Source organism: Aquimarina aggregata (assembly GCF_001632745.1).
Classification (GTDB): domain Bacteria; phylum Bacteroidota; class Bacteroidia; order Flavobacteriales; family Flavobacteriaceae; genus Aquimarina; species Aquimarina aggregata.
Genome location: NZ_LQRT01000002.1, coordinates 632,228 through 647,814, shown reverse-complemented (window position 1 = coordinate 647,814; position 15,587 = coordinate 632,228). Strand labels below are relative to the sequence as shown.

The 15,587-nt window shown below is 29.2% G+C and carries 13 protein-coding genes; 12 read left to right on the top strand and 1 reads right to left on the bottom strand.

What is annotated here, in order from left to right; translation table 11 throughout:
- Positions 1–254 precede the first annotated feature (254 nt).
- From AWE51_RS04645 to AWE51_RS04605, 10 genes are all read left to right on the top strand, one after another.
- Entirely contained in the window at positions 255–1,064 is an 810-nt protein-coding gene (locus AWE51_RS04645; protein WP_066310129.1) for a hypothetical protein, read from the top strand.
- Between the two features lie 7 nt (positions 1,065–1,071).
- Complete coding sequence (locus AWE51_RS04640; protein ID WP_066310126.1) at positions 1,072–3,237, top strand: NAD(P)-binding protein; 2,166 nt, start codon at positions 1,072–1,074, stop codon at positions 3,235–3,237.
- A 606-nt stretch (positions 3,238–3,843) separates the two neighbouring features.
- Complete coding sequence (locus tag AWE51_RS04635; protein ID WP_066310123.1) at positions 3,844–4,029, top strand: hypothetical protein; 186 nt, start codon at positions 3,844–3,846, stop codon at positions 4,027–4,029.
- A gap of 346 nt (positions 4,030–4,375) precedes the next feature.
- Positions 4,376–6,769 (top strand): TonB-dependent receptor domain-containing protein, encoded by a 2,394-nt coding sequence (locus AWE51_RS04630; RefSeq protein ID WP_066310117.1) that lies wholly within the window; start codon positions 4,376–4,378, stop codon positions 6,767–6,769.
- Between the two features lie 81 nt (positions 6,770–6,850).
- A complete protein-coding gene (locus tag AWE51_RS26855) occupies positions 6,851–6,997 on the top strand; it encodes a hypothetical protein (RefSeq protein ID WP_162900333.1) in 147 nt (48 codons plus the stop codon).
- Positions 6,998–7,119: 122 nt separating this feature from the next.
- Entirely contained in the window at positions 7,120–8,406 is a 1,287-nt protein-coding gene (locus tag AWE51_RS04625) for a cupin domain-containing protein (RefSeq protein WP_066310114.1), read from the top strand.
- A 62-nt stretch (positions 8,407–8,468) separates the two neighbouring features.
- Positions 8,469–8,819 (top strand): hypothetical protein, encoded by a 351-nt coding sequence (locus AWE51_RS04620; RefSeq protein ID WP_066310110.1) that lies wholly within the window; start codon positions 8,469–8,471, stop codon positions 8,817–8,819.
- A gap of 96 nt (positions 8,820–8,915) precedes the next feature.
- Positions 8,916–11,141 carry a peptidase domain-containing ABC transporter gene (locus AWE51_RS04615; protein WP_066310108.1) on the top strand — a complete coding sequence of 742 codons (2,226 nt, stop codon included), beginning with the start codon at positions 8,916–8,918 and terminating at the stop codon, positions 11,139–11,141.
- Complete coding sequence (locus AWE51_RS04610) at positions 11,134–11,550, top strand: hypothetical protein (protein ID WP_066310106.1); 417 nt, start codon at positions 11,134–11,136, stop codon at positions 11,548–11,550. Before AWE51_RS04615 ends, AWE51_RS04610 begins: the two co-directional genes overlap by 8 nt.
- 58 nt (positions 11,551–11,608) lie before the next feature.
- Positions 11,609–12,508 carry an EamA family transporter gene (locus tag AWE51_RS04605; protein ID WP_066310104.1) on the top strand — a complete coding sequence of 300 codons (900 nt, stop codon included), beginning with the start codon at positions 11,609–11,611 and terminating at the stop codon, positions 12,506–12,508.
- Between the two features lie 37 nt (positions 12,509–12,545).
- Here AWE51_RS04605 and AWE51_RS04600 read toward each other — a convergent pair whose 3' ends face one another.
- Entirely contained in the window at positions 12,546–13,700 is a 1,155-nt protein-coding gene (locus tag AWE51_RS04600) for an MBL fold metallo-hydrolase (protein WP_232517339.1), read from the bottom strand.
- 429 nt (positions 13,701–14,129) lie between these two features.
- On the opposite strand from AWE51_RS04600, the gene AWE51_RS04595 reads away from it, so the two are divergent.
- On the top strand, positions 14,130–14,807 hold the full coding sequence (locus AWE51_RS04595; RefSeq protein ID WP_066310102.1) for a CPBP family intramembrane glutamic endopeptidase: 678 nt from the start codon (positions 14,130–14,132) through the stop codon (positions 14,805–14,807).
- A 115-nt stretch (positions 14,808–14,922) separates the two neighbouring features.
- Positions 14,923–15,519, top strand: a complete 597-nt coding sequence (locus AWE51_RS04590) for a Crp/Fnr family transcriptional regulator (protein ID WP_066310100.1) — start codon at positions 14,923–14,925, stop codon at positions 15,517–15,519.
- Positions 15,520–15,587 lie beyond the last annotated feature (68 nt).

The window sequence follows — 15,587 nt, the reverse complement described above, 5'->3', positions numbered from 1 at the left end:
ATATATGAAAACACTTTAGTCAGTTCTTTAATCTTTTTTGTGACTTCTCTTATAAATAAATCTACTTCTACCCTATTTTTTAATATATAAAAACCTGGTTTGATGTCTGTTTTACTACTGTTATTAATTCGATATTTTTTGAAGTATTTATACGAAATTTAAATAGCTATTTTATCTCCTTTCATTGTCATATTTTCTATACTTTTAATGTTTTTCTATAAAAACAGATCGTTTAAAACAATGAAGTCTTTTTAATGAATTCTATATCAACTTTAAAAGAAGAAATAGATTTAATCTGTTCAACCGTAGTAAATTCTCCAGAGGGTAGATTAAACCTAAGAAAGAAGTTTTATCTAAAGTATGGATTCTCTAAACTAGCTAAATATGGTTATGGTCAATCAGAGATAGATTTTATTGAATGGGAAATTAAGAGAGGTGTTCTAAATGATGTCGATGATATTCATAAAAAAGGAAGTGTTTGGTGGAGGAAAATGAATATGCAAATAATTCATGACAGTGAATTTGCTCGATTGCTTTTTGAAACAAATTCAAATTTTAAATCGATTTCGGAGTCCGTTAAAAATTGGTTAAATTATCTTAATAAACCAGATTCAAAATCTTGGTATCAAGCGCATAATGGAAGTATAATCAATGCATGTTTTCAGTTTAGTAAGGAAATTGAAATTGAGTCACATTATGAAAAAATCTTTATTAAGGATGTTTTGATGCGAGTTTTGTTTGCCCAAGCAATGGTTGAAGGAAAAGAATTTGCTTTTGGTAAATTAGGGAAAATTCTTGCTAATCCCATATTACCAGCAGTTAAAATTATAACAAGAAGGCAGAAACTATACCCAATTAGTTATCCGTTAACGCAAGAAAATTATAGTTCTAATGAAGTTTTTTTAGAGCATCATATCAGAACTTTTGTTAATAAATATGTTATTGATAAGAATGAAAAAAAGTTATTCCAGTTTGCTGCAGAACTAATAGGAATTACAGAAAGAACAGAATTTATAATGTATTGGATGTCAATAATAAATCAAGAGTCTGTAGCTCGATTATAAACTTATAATGAAAAAGAAAATAAGTATTTTAGGAGGAGGTATTGCTGGACTAACAAGTGCCTATGAACTAACTAACGAAGACAACTGGCAAGATAAATATGACATTACTATTTATCAAATGGGATGGCGATGTGGAGGAAAAGCTGCTACAGGCTTAGGAAAAAATGGTAGAATAGAAGAAGTTGGAGTTCATATCTTTCAAGGTTGGTATCACAATGCTTTTAGAATGGTTAAAGAAGTTTATAAAGAGATTGAAGAAAATAATTTAGCTCCTGATACCCCATTTAAATCATGGCGGGATGCATTTATTCCTAATCCGTATACTTTTAATACTGAGTATGATAAAAAAAATAAATCCTGGCATAATTGGACCATGGTTTTTCCTAATAATACCTATACTCCAGGTACAGCAATACAAACTGATTTTTTTACCTTAATTAAAGAAGGATTAGGTATTGTAATAGCAACCTTAGTTGGATCACCTTTTCAAAAGAAAAAGAATGGGAAAAAGAAAGTAATTTCTAAAGTACTTCAAAAAATGTTTTTTAAGGTAAATGTGCCTGAAAGAGAAGAAAAGAATCCAGAAAACAAATCTAATACGATTACAAATTACATTTTAGGAAAAGTATCCAAAAGTTTAGAATTGATTATTGTAAAACTGACCACATATCGGTACAGGAAAAATAAATCTATTTTTATTAACCTATTAGTTAAGGTTTATAGAGGATTAAAGAACTTTTTTCAAATAGGAGCCAAACATTGTGGAAACAAAACCAAAAAATTGAGAAGGGTTTTAAGAATGATTGAACTTGGTTTAGTATGTGTAGAAGGCATCTACACAGATGTTTATGATTCAAAAACTGGCATTTACAATTGGGATGCAATTAATGATTATGATTTTCGCGAGTGGTTATGCAAACACGGTGCTTCGAGGGAGTTATTAGAATTCTCAATTGTACGATTTATATATTATGGTACATTTGGTAATGTTTATGGTGGTAACGGCACTATTGAACAAGGTAAGATTGGAGCCGATATAGGTGTAAAAATGGTAACAAAAATATCTAATTATAAAGGATGTTTTGTTTGGTACCTGGCTGCCGGTACAGGAGGCACTTTTTTAGCTCCATTAACATTGGTGTTAAAAAATAGAGGAGTTAAATTTGAATATTTTCATAAGGCTACTAAAATCGCATATTCTGATAACGAAAATATTCAGGAAATTGAAATTGATGTTCAAGTAGATTTAAAAAAAGAAATTTCAGAATATAATCCTTTCATTATTCAAAAAGGAATTCATCAATGGACCTCTGAACCCGATTTAAGCCAAATAGATCCGGTACAAGCAAAACGTATCGAACAAGAAAATATAAATTTAGAATCAAGTTTCTCAGATTGGAAACCTGTGGGTTCTAAAATTCTAAAAAAAGGAAAAGATTTTGACCTAATAATTTTAGCAACCTCAATACAACCCATAAAATATATCGCCAAAGATATTATTTCCAAAAATCTGCAATGGAAAAATATGGTAGATAACATTGCAACTACTCCAACTTTAAATGTTCAATTTTGGCTAAATAAAACTGATAAAGAACTTGGTTTTGATCACGGGCAATGGGGTATGCAAGAAGGACAATATGCCAATACAGTTATTTATGAAGATTATTTATATAGCTGGACATCTATGTCTTATCTCGAAAAGATCGAAAACTGGAAAAATCATGAACCCCATCAAATTTCTTATTGGTGTGGTGTATGGCCAGAAAATACAGGAGTAAAAAATCATGGAATTCCTGCTCTAAAAAATCATACACATAAGTGGATGAACTCTAATATGGAATGGTTTTGGCCAAATGCAATAAAAAATGACGAATTTGATTACAATCTTCTATGTTCGAACAAAGAGACTCTGTCTGAAAAATTTGACGATCAGTTTTTTCAAATCAATGATGACCCTACAATGCAATATGTTTTAGGTAGACCCGGTACTAATCAATTTAGGATCAAATCTGATGAAACGGGATATAAAAACCTTTTTTTTGCAGGTGATTGGACCGATTTTGGTCTTAATGTTGGCTATATGGAAGGTACGGTACAGTCTGGAATTCAATGTGCTAATGGTATAAAAAGACGCTTTTATAATAATATACTTTCTCAACGAAACTTATTATAATAAAAGGTTTAAAGGTATATTCTAAATAGATATGCATCTTTGACATAATCTCCTTCTCCTACTCTACATCTAATTATTTTTATACTCTGCAGTTATGTAAACCCAATTACTCAGAGATATTTGGGGTAATTTATTACTCAATTTACCTACATTTAGTATAGCTCATATTTGGTATATGCTATTATTAAGATTTTTTTAACCATTTTTAATATTTTTTATAAAAAAAATATTTTTCAAAGTTGAAAAATTGAGGTTTGTATTATAGACTAACACTTTTAAAAACTTGTAAAACAATAATTATCAAGTAATTAATGAATAAACAATCAACAGATTTATATTGATTAACCATCATGATTTTACGGGTAAAATCGTGTAAATCAACTTCTCAAAACAAGTTTTTTACTTATAAATAGATAGAACTGTACCAAATTATAATTTGGGTCTTGCTTTTTAGTGCCAAATTATAACTTGGTACTCATCCCTGCACATTCTAAAGTAGTTTTAACATGTGATTATTGAGATATTATCTAAAATGAAACACAAAACATTTATGATAATACAATATGTTTCAATTGAACACTAAATCATTATTAAAACTCTAAAACCATGAAAACCTTCAGTACACCTTCATTATCCTTAAGTGTATCTATAATCGTATTGTTTTTGACCAATAGTAATAACGATACAAAAATCTCCAGAAAAGCTGATATTACGAATTCTGTTAGGGATTTAAAATCACCTATTTTGATTAATAAATCAGAATTAGATATTTCGAAAAATTTTGAAACCTAAAACATAAAATAGCGTGCATCAGCACTTATACATTTAGTATTATACTATAAATACCTAAGCTAAACTTCCCCTAAGAAGGTTTGTCATCTACAAAAAAGACTATAACCTGATTTAAACGCTGACCATTTATATTATTAATAATACGTTTCTTTTTAAATTTTTTAAAAGAAAATAGTCATCTAAAAAACATAGAATATTAGTGTCTTATTGAAATAAATAGATCAATTCAGCATCTTTTAATAAAAACCTTAATACAAATAGAAGTGTTAAATAGCTCCATATAATCAACACTTTTTATTGTCATCAATATTCATTCGAAAATAACTAGTATCCAGAAAAAAAATAAATGAAAAATCTTATTATCGGTTTAATTTTCTTGTTAGGAACTCAAATAATTTTCTCTCAAAATTTTAAGGGTCGCGTTGTCAACTCTTTAAATAAGCCTATTGCCTATAGTAATGTAACGGCACAATATGTTGATAATAATGCACTTATCAAGGGAACAATTACAGATGATGAAGGGCGTTTTTCCTTATTAATTAATGCAGAAAAACCCTTTTACATTACTATAAGCTTCATAGGATACAAAGCATGGGTTTCTCCTAATTTTTATACTACAGGACAAAACTTAGGAGTAATCATTCTTAAAGAAGATAAAACAGAACTAGAAGAAGTCCTTGTTACCGCCAATAAAGAATTGATAATACGAAAAGGGGACAAAATACTAATGAATCTTGGGAGTAATATCCTCACCAAAGGCAAGAATCTAACAGAAATACTAAAATATGCTCCAAATGTTTGGGTCGATCAAAGTAGTAATGAAATCAATTTAAAAGGCGTATCCGCTATTATATTAATCAATGGAAAAAAAACGAATATGTCTAGAGAAAGTTTAATGAACTATCTAAATACATTATCCGAGAAACAACTAAAATCTATTGAAATCATATCTAATCCTTCTGCTAGATATGATGCCGAAGGTCAAGGGGGTATCATTAATATTATTACTAAAACCTCCAATACTAAAGGAGTAAGTGGATCTGTAAATTCGATGTTAAATTTCTCTAAATTATTAAGTTACGGAACTTCATTGCAATTAAACTCTAAAATAACTAAAAAACTATCTCTAAACTCTTATCTGTATTATCAACAAAATGAATATAGAACAGACGAAAATAGAGTCGAAACTATTTCCCTCCCGAAAACTATTTATGAATATGAAAAAATAGACAGTACAAAAAGCATAGATAGACTTGCTAATTTTGATTTACAATACGATTTTTCAGATAATGATCAAGTTATCTTACAATACAGAATCTTTGATAAGGACTTTAATAGATCACAGAATAATGACCTAATAATAACAGATGATCAAGCAATACAATCGAATGGATTATATTCTAATCTTGGAAAAAATAATTCTTCTGCGTTTGGAATTAATTATAACAAAACTATTGATTCTCTAGGGCAAAATTTAAAGACGATTTTTGATTATTATACTTCTGAAAACAGTAGCGACAATGATTATTTAAACCTGTTTTTCGATTCGAATACAGCACTTATAAATTCGAATACTAGAAGATCAAGTGCATTATCATCATTTAATATTATTTCGTCTCAAATAGATTATCAAAAGCCTATTACTAACAAACAAAACTTAGAAATTGGCGCAAAATATGGATATGTCAAAAGTCAAAGTAACTCTATTTTTGAAAATCTAATTAATGGGATATATATAAGAGATGAAAATTTCTCGAATAAGTTTGATTATGACGAACAAATCATTGCACTATACAGTTCTTTTGCTGCAGAAAATATATTCGATTCTAAACTAAACCTACAAATTGGATTTAGGGGTGAATATACCAAAGGAAATGGTGAAATTTTAGCTACAGAGTTTACCTTAAATAAAAATTACTTTGATGTATTTCCTAGCTTATTTATTTCCAAACCATTAAAAGATAAATCAAGTATTGGTTTTTCGATTTCCAGAAGAATAAACAGACCTAATTATAGATTATTCAACCCAACTATTTTTTATCTAACAGATTTTACCTCACAAGTAGGAAACCCAGATCTAAATCCTTCATATACCAATGCTTTAGAGTTAAATTATAATTCGTCTAATTTAAATCTTCAATTATATTTTAATGATATTAAAGGAGAACCACGGGAAATCTTGACACAATTATCCAATACTGAATTACAATATCAATGGAGAAATATCGAAAAAACTTCAATCTATGGTATTTCATTATCATATAATCGTAAACTAACCAATTGGTGGACATTTTTTGCTAGCTCTTCTTGGTACGGCAAGAAATACATTTCTACTTTTGAAGATGCAGTAGAAAATATTGAGACTTCTAAAGGTACAATTCAAACCCGTATAGCTACTGCATTCAAACTTCCATCTCAGATTACTACCGAAATTTCATTTCAATATAACGGTCCTGAAACCTACGGACAATTCGAATCTGGCGAGAATTATGCATTTTATATAGATCTGTCTAAAAAAATCACAAACAGCTTATCTTTTTATCTACAGATAGTCGATCCTTTTGATAGGCTGAGATATCAATTTACAAATACCCAACAAAGAATTCAAACAATACAAAATAGAAACAATTTTAGTAGAGCTCTTAATTTTTCTATACGATATGACTTCTCAAAAGGTAATAAGACCAAAAATGTGAAGTACAATCGGAGTAGTCAAAATGCAAAAAATAGATCTACTTAAAAATATTATTGCGCAGTAATGAGGTGGAATCCGAAAAACCTTAAAAAGAGTAGGAAACAAATTATTTAAATTTTTACTAAAATGAAAAACGTTAAAAAAAGTCCAGCAGAATTTTTAGGAGCTAAAGTACTTTCACCAATGGATCAAGACAAATTAAAAGGTGGGTTCGTTACTCGTACAGGAGGACAGCAACAACAACAGCAACAACAACAGCAAGTTGCTGTTTAAGGCTAGTAAAGAAGAAAGAGAGAGAATTCTCTCTTTCTTCAACTAAAATAGTACAGGTACTAAAATTGAGTGCTTAAAACAATTGCTATAGTACCTGCATATAACGCTAAAATAAATAAATAATGTTAGTTAAAGAAAACATACCAAAACAGCAAGAAAAGTTTGATTCTGATTGGTGGAAAAATACTTTTCTAAAAAACACAGATACGCTTAATAAAACTTCTGTTTTTAGAGATTGTATTTCTAGACAAGAAACAGCGGCTATGCGATTAGAGATCATGGATATTTTAAGAACTCTTTGTGAGTTAAGAACCGATCAATTTGGGTTTCGTGTATTTGTTGAAGGTAAACAATTATATAATAAAGAAATGGATTTGGTTTATGATTCACCTCCTAAAAAAAAGGAAACTATTAATGATTGGACAAAGCGAACTTTTAAGAACAAAAAGTTTGGAATGATTATTAATAGAGGTGAGAAGATAAACAAATTGTTGGCCCAAAGGATCGCGCACAAAATATCTCCCCTATTACCGCAAGTAGGCATCCCATTAATGGGAATTAATTTTACCATATTCATTGGTAATTATGGTTGGACACCATTAGGTATACATACAGATGCTCCAGGAGAGAGCGTTACTCATTTTCATCTTGGTCCTGGTGACAAGACAATGTATACATGGGATAAGAAAACATACGAAAAAAAAGCCGGTGATCATAAGTTTAACAATAAAGATGTAGAACAATACTTACCACTGGCAAATGTTCACCCTTTCAAAGAAGGAGATCTCTATTACATGCCACCAAATGAATATCATATTGGTAAATCAGACGAATTGTCTATGGGGTTAACGATGTGGTTTAATAACCATATGAAAAGGGATTTGGCAAAAAAAATATTACAAGTTATTGTGGATCAATATTTAGACGAATGTACAGAAACAATGCTTCCTGATAAAAGAGAAATAGATGATTTAAGTGCTGCACAACAAGCTATTGAGTTGTTTAAGATACCTCAAGATCTTGCGCAGTTAACATTTAAAGATTTCATACAAGAAACATTTAAAGATTATAGATATTCTATGTATAGTAATTCTGGTTTCTGGACAAGGCCATTTCCGAAAGAAAAAGAGATTGAATATACTAAAAAAGACAGTATCATCCTTGAAAAACCTTTTGAGATCAAGTACTCTGATTCATTAGATAAAGAAAATCTTTTAATTTATGTAAGAGGTACAAAGCTCGTATTTCATAATCATGATGGAATAAAAAAACTAATTAATGAGATCAATAAAGGAGAAGAAATGACCGTAGCTAAAGCGCTTTCCATTTTAGACAAAGATTGGGATGAAAGTATTGGTATATATATCCTTACACTTCTTGATACACATAATGGAATTAAAAAAATATAGCATCATGATATATAATAAATTCATTATTAGCATACCATTTAAACTTTTAAAACTAATAGAATATGGAAAAGAATATTATACCACCAGCACCATTGGCCGAAGCTAACACTACAAAATCAAATATTGTTTATGCTAAATCAAAAACGAATCATTCATATTCATTTTCATGTACATTCGATTCAAAATTTATGGATAGAATAGTAGATATCATCACTAGAGCATATCATGAATACTCAAGTGATTACATAAATGAATACTATATCCAAATACAAGAAAACCAATATTGCTTTACCATTGAGTTAAAAAGTTCTGAATTGAAACTAGACTATAAGTTTGATCATCCTAGTGAAGAAGATCAAAAAGAAATCACATTAAAATTTGATCAAATGGAGGCTTCTATTTTAAAATTATAGAGGTACATAAGTAGATTAATTTACGTTCATTAAGTCTATTTTCAAATCCCTTTTTAATTAAAAAGCATTTTATTTTTTATTCAAAGCACATATCCAATGTTATTTCGACGCAATTTTAAATTCTTACCCCAACATGACCAAATGGATTGTGGTCCGGCATGTTTACAAATGATTGCTAGGTATTACGGTAAGAGATATTCATTACAATACTTAAGAGATCTTTCTTCTCTTACACGTGATGGGGTAAGTTTGCTAGGAATAAGTAAATCGGCAAATGCTATTGGGTTAAAATCAATTACATTACAGATGGGTTTGGAAGACCTCGTGCTCCAGATTAAGTCTCCAGCAATTTTACATTGGAATCAAAACCATTTTGTAGTTCTCTATAAAATAAGAAAGAAAAAGATTTCAAATGAAAATGAATTTATTATAGCCGACCCTGGACATGGTATCATTAAGTTAAGTGAGCATGAATTCAAAAAACAATGGTGTAATGCTAATAATGAAGGGGTTATTTTATATCTAGAAACTACAGATAAGTTTTATAATAAGAAAGCAGTATCAAAAGATACCAATGATAGTTCATCTTTCCTTCTATCATACTTAAAATCATATCAATGGGAAATAACTCAATTATTATTAGGAGTTTTTGGAGGATCTTTAATTACACTAATCTTTCCTTTTTTGACCCAAGCATTAATTGATAGAGGTGTCAAAGATCAAAGTTTAGATATTATAAAAATTATCTTGTTTGGCCAGTTATTTCTTTTTTTAGGCTCTGCGATAATAGAAATTATAAGAAATTGGATTACCCTATATATAGGAAGTCACGTAAATATCAAGATCATTTCCGATTTTTTGATGAAATTAATGAAACTTCCTATTAAGTTTTTTGACACTAAAATGATGGGGGATTTTACGCAGAGAATTAATGATCATGAACGAATTGAAGAATTTCTTACGTCACAAAGTTTACTGACACTTTTTTCACTCATTAATCTTTTAGTATTTCTTGTTGTATTAGGTATTTATGATTTAAAAATTCTTATAACTTTTTCTATACTAACTTCTGTTTCTATTTGCTGGATTTTGATATTTCAAAATAAAAGAAAAATATTGGACTATATTAAATTTCAATGTAAAGCTCTAAACCAAGACTCAGTATACGAATTGATCAATGGGATGCAAGAAATTAAATTAAATAATTTTGAAAATCATAAGCGAAATGAATGGGAAGATCTTCAAGTAAAACTTTATAAAATAAGTACTAGAATATTAAAATTAGATCAATATCAGACAACAGGCTATACTTTTATTAACCATTTTAAAAATATACTAGTTACTTATTTTGCAGCCAAAGAAGTTATTTTAGGAAATTTAAGTTTGGGGGCAATGCTAAGTATAACATATATAATAGGCCAAACGAATTCTCCTTTAAATCAATTAATAGAGTTTATTAGATCCTTTCAAGATGCAAAAATTAGCTTGAATAGACTTAGCGAAGTACATGCTCAAAGAGAAGAAGAGCAAATTGACAATAGTCCACAGATACTAAAAAGTAAAAACTTTGATAATCGATACGGTATTCATTTAGTTAACCTTTCATATTCGTATGATGGAGTTCAACAACAAATTCTCAATAATTTAAATTTGTACATTCCTAAGGGAAAAACTACCGCTATAGTTGGAGCAAGTGGTAGCGGAAAAACAACATTAATAAAACTACTACTTAAGTTTTATACGCCCTCAGAAGGAGATATTTTTATAGATAACAAAGGGTTGAAAAGCATATCTCCTAAAGAATGGAGAAGTAAAATAGGAACTGTTATGCAGGATGGTTTTATTTTCTCGGATACAATAGAAAGAAATATCGCTACAAGTGATGAAGAAATAGATAAAAAACAACTACAATATGCTATAAGAGTAGCAAACTTAACAGAGTTTATTGAAGGATTACCAAACAAGCTAAAAACAAAGATTGGAGCTTCTGGTAACGGAATTAGTGGGGGACAAAAACAACGTATTTTAATTGCACGGGCAGTGTACAAAAATCCAGATTTTATGTTTTTTGATGAGGCGACAAGTGCTTTGGACACAGAAAATGAAAGAATTATTATGAAAAATATAAATTCATTTATTAAAGACCGCACGGCCGTAATAATTGCGCATCGATTAAGTACAGTTAAGGGTGCTGATCAAATAGTTGTTTTGAATAAAGGTAAAATAGTAGAAGTAGGTACACATAAAGACTTAGTTATCAAGCAAGAATACTACTTTAATCTTGTAAAAGATCAACTTGAATTAAATAAACAAAATGTCTAATAGAAAATTTGAAATATTAGTATTAGAAAATCGAAATGGATTATCTAAATATGGGGGGATTATCTCACTGGTTATCATTGGATTATTAGTTTTTGGTATATTTTGGGTGAAAATTCCAGAGTATCAAAAAGTAATAATTACTACTAACAGTGTTGCTAAAGTAACTCTAAATCAAAGTAATATTTCAAAAAAAAGTGGAGATTCTATTGTGGTTAGAAATGATAAACAAGAGTCTAAGGTATTGATTATTGACACGATCAATATCCAGAATGGAAAAACTACTCTTTTTTTTAAACTATTAGATTCGGATCTCGAGACAGCCGCTTATAAGTTAATTGTAAAAGAAGTTTCATTATTCGAAAGCCTTATTTCACCGTTCTTTAAAGCCGAAAATCCTTCTAAGTCTTAGTCTAGATTTATTCGCGATTTTTCATTTATAAAATAGGGTAAAAACTTATATTCGCGCCATGTGGATGTATTTGGGCTTATTGGCGGCACTTTTTTTGGGTTTACACAATTTATGTAAGAAACATGCAGTACAAGGAAATGAGGTTTTTCCTGTACTTTTGGGTACTATTGGATCAGGTTTTTTAGTACTCCTCCCCTTTTTTATAGGTTCACTCTATTTTCCCGAATATACCAAACAAATAGGGTTGTATATTACTAAGATTTCTTGGGCTACTCATGGTTTTATTTTTATTAAATCTATGATTATGGCTGCGTCATGGGTTTTAGCTTATCAGGCATTAAAACACTTACCAATAACTATTGTTACTCCAATACGCTCGGCAGGCCCGTTTTTTACTTTTATTGGTGCTATCTTAATTTACCAAGAAAAACCTAACTCTTTACAATGGATAGGATTTTTTCTTATTATTTTTTCAGTGATACTATATTCTAAAATAGGAAAAAAAGAAGGTATAAACTTTAAGAGAAACAAATGGATATTTGCCATTATTGGTGCTACATTTTTAGGAGCTTCTAGTGGTTTGTATGACAAATTTCTAATTCAAAATTTAGCATTAAATCCACAAACTTTACAATTTTGGTTTTGCACGTATACCGTACTAATTTTGTTTTGTATTCTATGTGTAACATGGTTTCCAAATACCGAAAAAAGAAAAGCTTTTAAATGGCGTTGGACTATTGTAGCAGTTGGTATTTTATTGCAATTAGCAGACTATTTTTATTTTAAAGCTCTGCAAGATCCAGATGCATTAATTATGTTATTATCCGCCATAAAACGAAGCCAAATACTTATTGCGGTCGTTATTGGAGGACTCGTTTTTAAAGAAAAAAATAAACGTAAAAAATTAGTTCCCTTATTCGGTATTATGGTGGGAGTTTTTTTGATTTTGTATTCATAGCAAAATCATAATATCATTTTTTAAAAAATCTTTCGAATTATTCTAAGGTTTGCCACCACTTATCATTAACAGTAGTATCAATAGAATCATTTTCTTTTAAAAAAATTGATTCTCCTATTTTAGGTACAATAATATCTATATTTAATTCTTTTGCTGTTTTGGTAACTCGTTCTATAGGATCTGTCCAAGAATGCATTGCTAGTTTAAATGCTCCCCAATGAATGGGCATAATTTTACGCGCTCTAATATCTAATCCAGCTTGTGCTGTTTCCTCTGGAAACATATGCACATCTGGCCATAGTTCATTATATTGACCACATTCTATCATTGCAAAATCAAAAGGTCCAAATTTTTCACCAATTTCTTTAAAATGATCGTCATAACCACTATCACCACTAAAAAAGATATTTTCATTATCTGATTTTATGATCCAAGAACTCCATAAAGTTTTTGTTCTATCTGTTAACCCCCGACCTGAAAAATGTTGAGCAGGGGTGCAAATAAAACGTAATCCTTCTAAACTTATATCTTGCCACCAGTCTAGTTCAATAATCCTTTCTTTTTCTAATCCCCATTTCTGTAAATGAACACCAACACCTAATGGTGTATAAAACATTTTTACTTTATTTTTTAATTTCTTAATGGATCCATAGTCTAAGTGGTCATAATGATCATGAGAAATAAGCACAGCATCTATTTTTGGAATTTTTTCAATTTCTATAGGTAACTCTTTACTAAAGCGCTTACTACCTAACATAGGATGCGGAGCGGGGACATCTCCAAACATAGGGTCTATTAAAATATTTTTATGATCTATCTGTACTAAAAATGTTGAATGTCCAAACCAAATAAGACGTGTCTTGTCATTATATTCTGCAATATTTGTAGAATCAATTTTGCTTACCGGAAGTTCTTCTTTTGGGATTGTTTTAGGTTGCGGACTAAAATACCCTACTAAGCTTTTACCCATATCACGAAGACTCATATCTAGCTTTACTTTATGTTTATTAACAAATCTATCGTCTTTATAGTTTTCTGAGGTTTTATAAAATGCTTTTTGTTCGTCTGTTGCTTTTCCTCCAAACTCTGGGCTTAAATTAATAAACAATACTATAACTACTATTAATACGGTAATAATGACACCTATACTTATAATCATTCTTTTAAAATATTTTAAAAATTTATTTTTCATTTTTTAAGTATACACTTTAATCTTATATTTTTTGTTTTGACCTAATCATTTCCAATAAAGATTTTTCTATGAACACCTTTATCTTAAAAGAACTGTAAATAATACTATTTTTTCAAGTTTAATGTATGTAATAAAACATTTTGCATCTATTTAACATTAAAAGAATAATTGATTCTTAAAGTTAAGCTTATCATTTTAATTCTTTTAACATTGAGATCTTGCCAATTTATTAAACACTTTAAAGTGATCAACTGGTTTTTTTTAGGTATGTAAAGTTCTATACAGGTGATAAACTTATTTTATCCTTTTGTACTTATTTTCTACAACTATACTCTAGCTATTCATCACTTAAGCTTATTCTCCCATAGTCTAAATAATACTTTAGTATCAAGAAAAAAACATAAACAATATTTACTAATACTTCATAAAATGAAAGACAAAATTTTCACCATATTATCTAAAAAACACATAGTTGTTCTTACAATGTTACTTACCCCTTTGTTTGGTTTTATTGATAGAAATTTAGTTTTCTTTTCGGCATTAGGTGTTGCTTTTTTAATTTTATGGGGAAGTAATTTTAAGTGGTCTGATTTTGGTTTTGGTAAAAGAATAACTACGAATATGACTTTAAAAAGTTTTCTAATTGCCTTATTCCTTGTTTTTATTTTTTATACCATAGAAGCATTCTTAGAAATTTACTTTGGTAAAATTGATATTTCGTCACTTGATGATCTTAGAGGTGATATTGTAAACTATAGTATCACTTTAATTATAGTCTGGATTTTTGCAGCATTTGGAGAAGAATTCTTATTTCGTGGGTATTATATGAAACGATTAGCTATATTATTTGGAAATGGTAATAAAGCTTGGTTATTCTCTGCAATTATTGTTTCAATTTATTTTGGGATATCACATTCGTATCAGGGTTTAGCAGGAATCATAGGAATTACACTATGGCATTTTTGTGTTTCTTTAATTTTTTACAAAGACAAAGAAAATTTGATATCTGCTATATTAATACACGGATTTTATGATACTATAGGTTTGACACTTCTTTTCTTTAGTCAAGAAAGATTAATTTATGATTGGGTGCTACAGTTGGTATAATATAAGATATATAAATTGTAGAATTTTCACTTTATTTAGATAAGATCAACTTTAAATTGTATTAAATTAAGAAGTTCGTAGTTTTGCTATGTTGCATATGAATCCTTTTCTATAAATGAACACTCTACAAGAATATCAAAAATTAACTGATTTTATTTCTAAATGGATAAAACCATCAGACGAAGATCTAGAGCAACTTCATTCAAAACTTGTGATAGAAAACTACGGTAAAGGTGACGTTTTAATAAAACAAGGTCAGATTTGTAGTTCTTTAAAATTTGTGATTTCTGGAGTGTATAGGGTATATCAATTAAATAATGGAAAAGAAATAACAAGTTACTTTAATTATGAATCTCGAAACCCTTTTATAGCCTCATTTGTTAGTCTTCTAAAAGCACAACCCAGCAATGAAATCATCGAATGTATTGTTCCGGGTAAAGTACTATCGATCAAATATTCATATTGGACCGCTCTATACAACATTAGTCAATCTTTTAATACTTTTGGGAGACTGATGGCAGAGTTTAATTATATTCTAGCTATTGAAAGAATAGAATCATTACAATATCTAAGTGCATCAGATAGATACGAAAAATTCATAAAACTATATCCTGATCTTCTTAACATGATTCCGCATCATTATATCTCTTCTTATTTAGGAATTACCCCTGAATCTTTAAGTCGTATTCGAAAAGTAGCATTAAAAAAGTAAATCTTATCATACATCAATGCAAAAGCTTTTCATTTCTAAGAACTTTGATTTTTAGAAATTTAAAACTT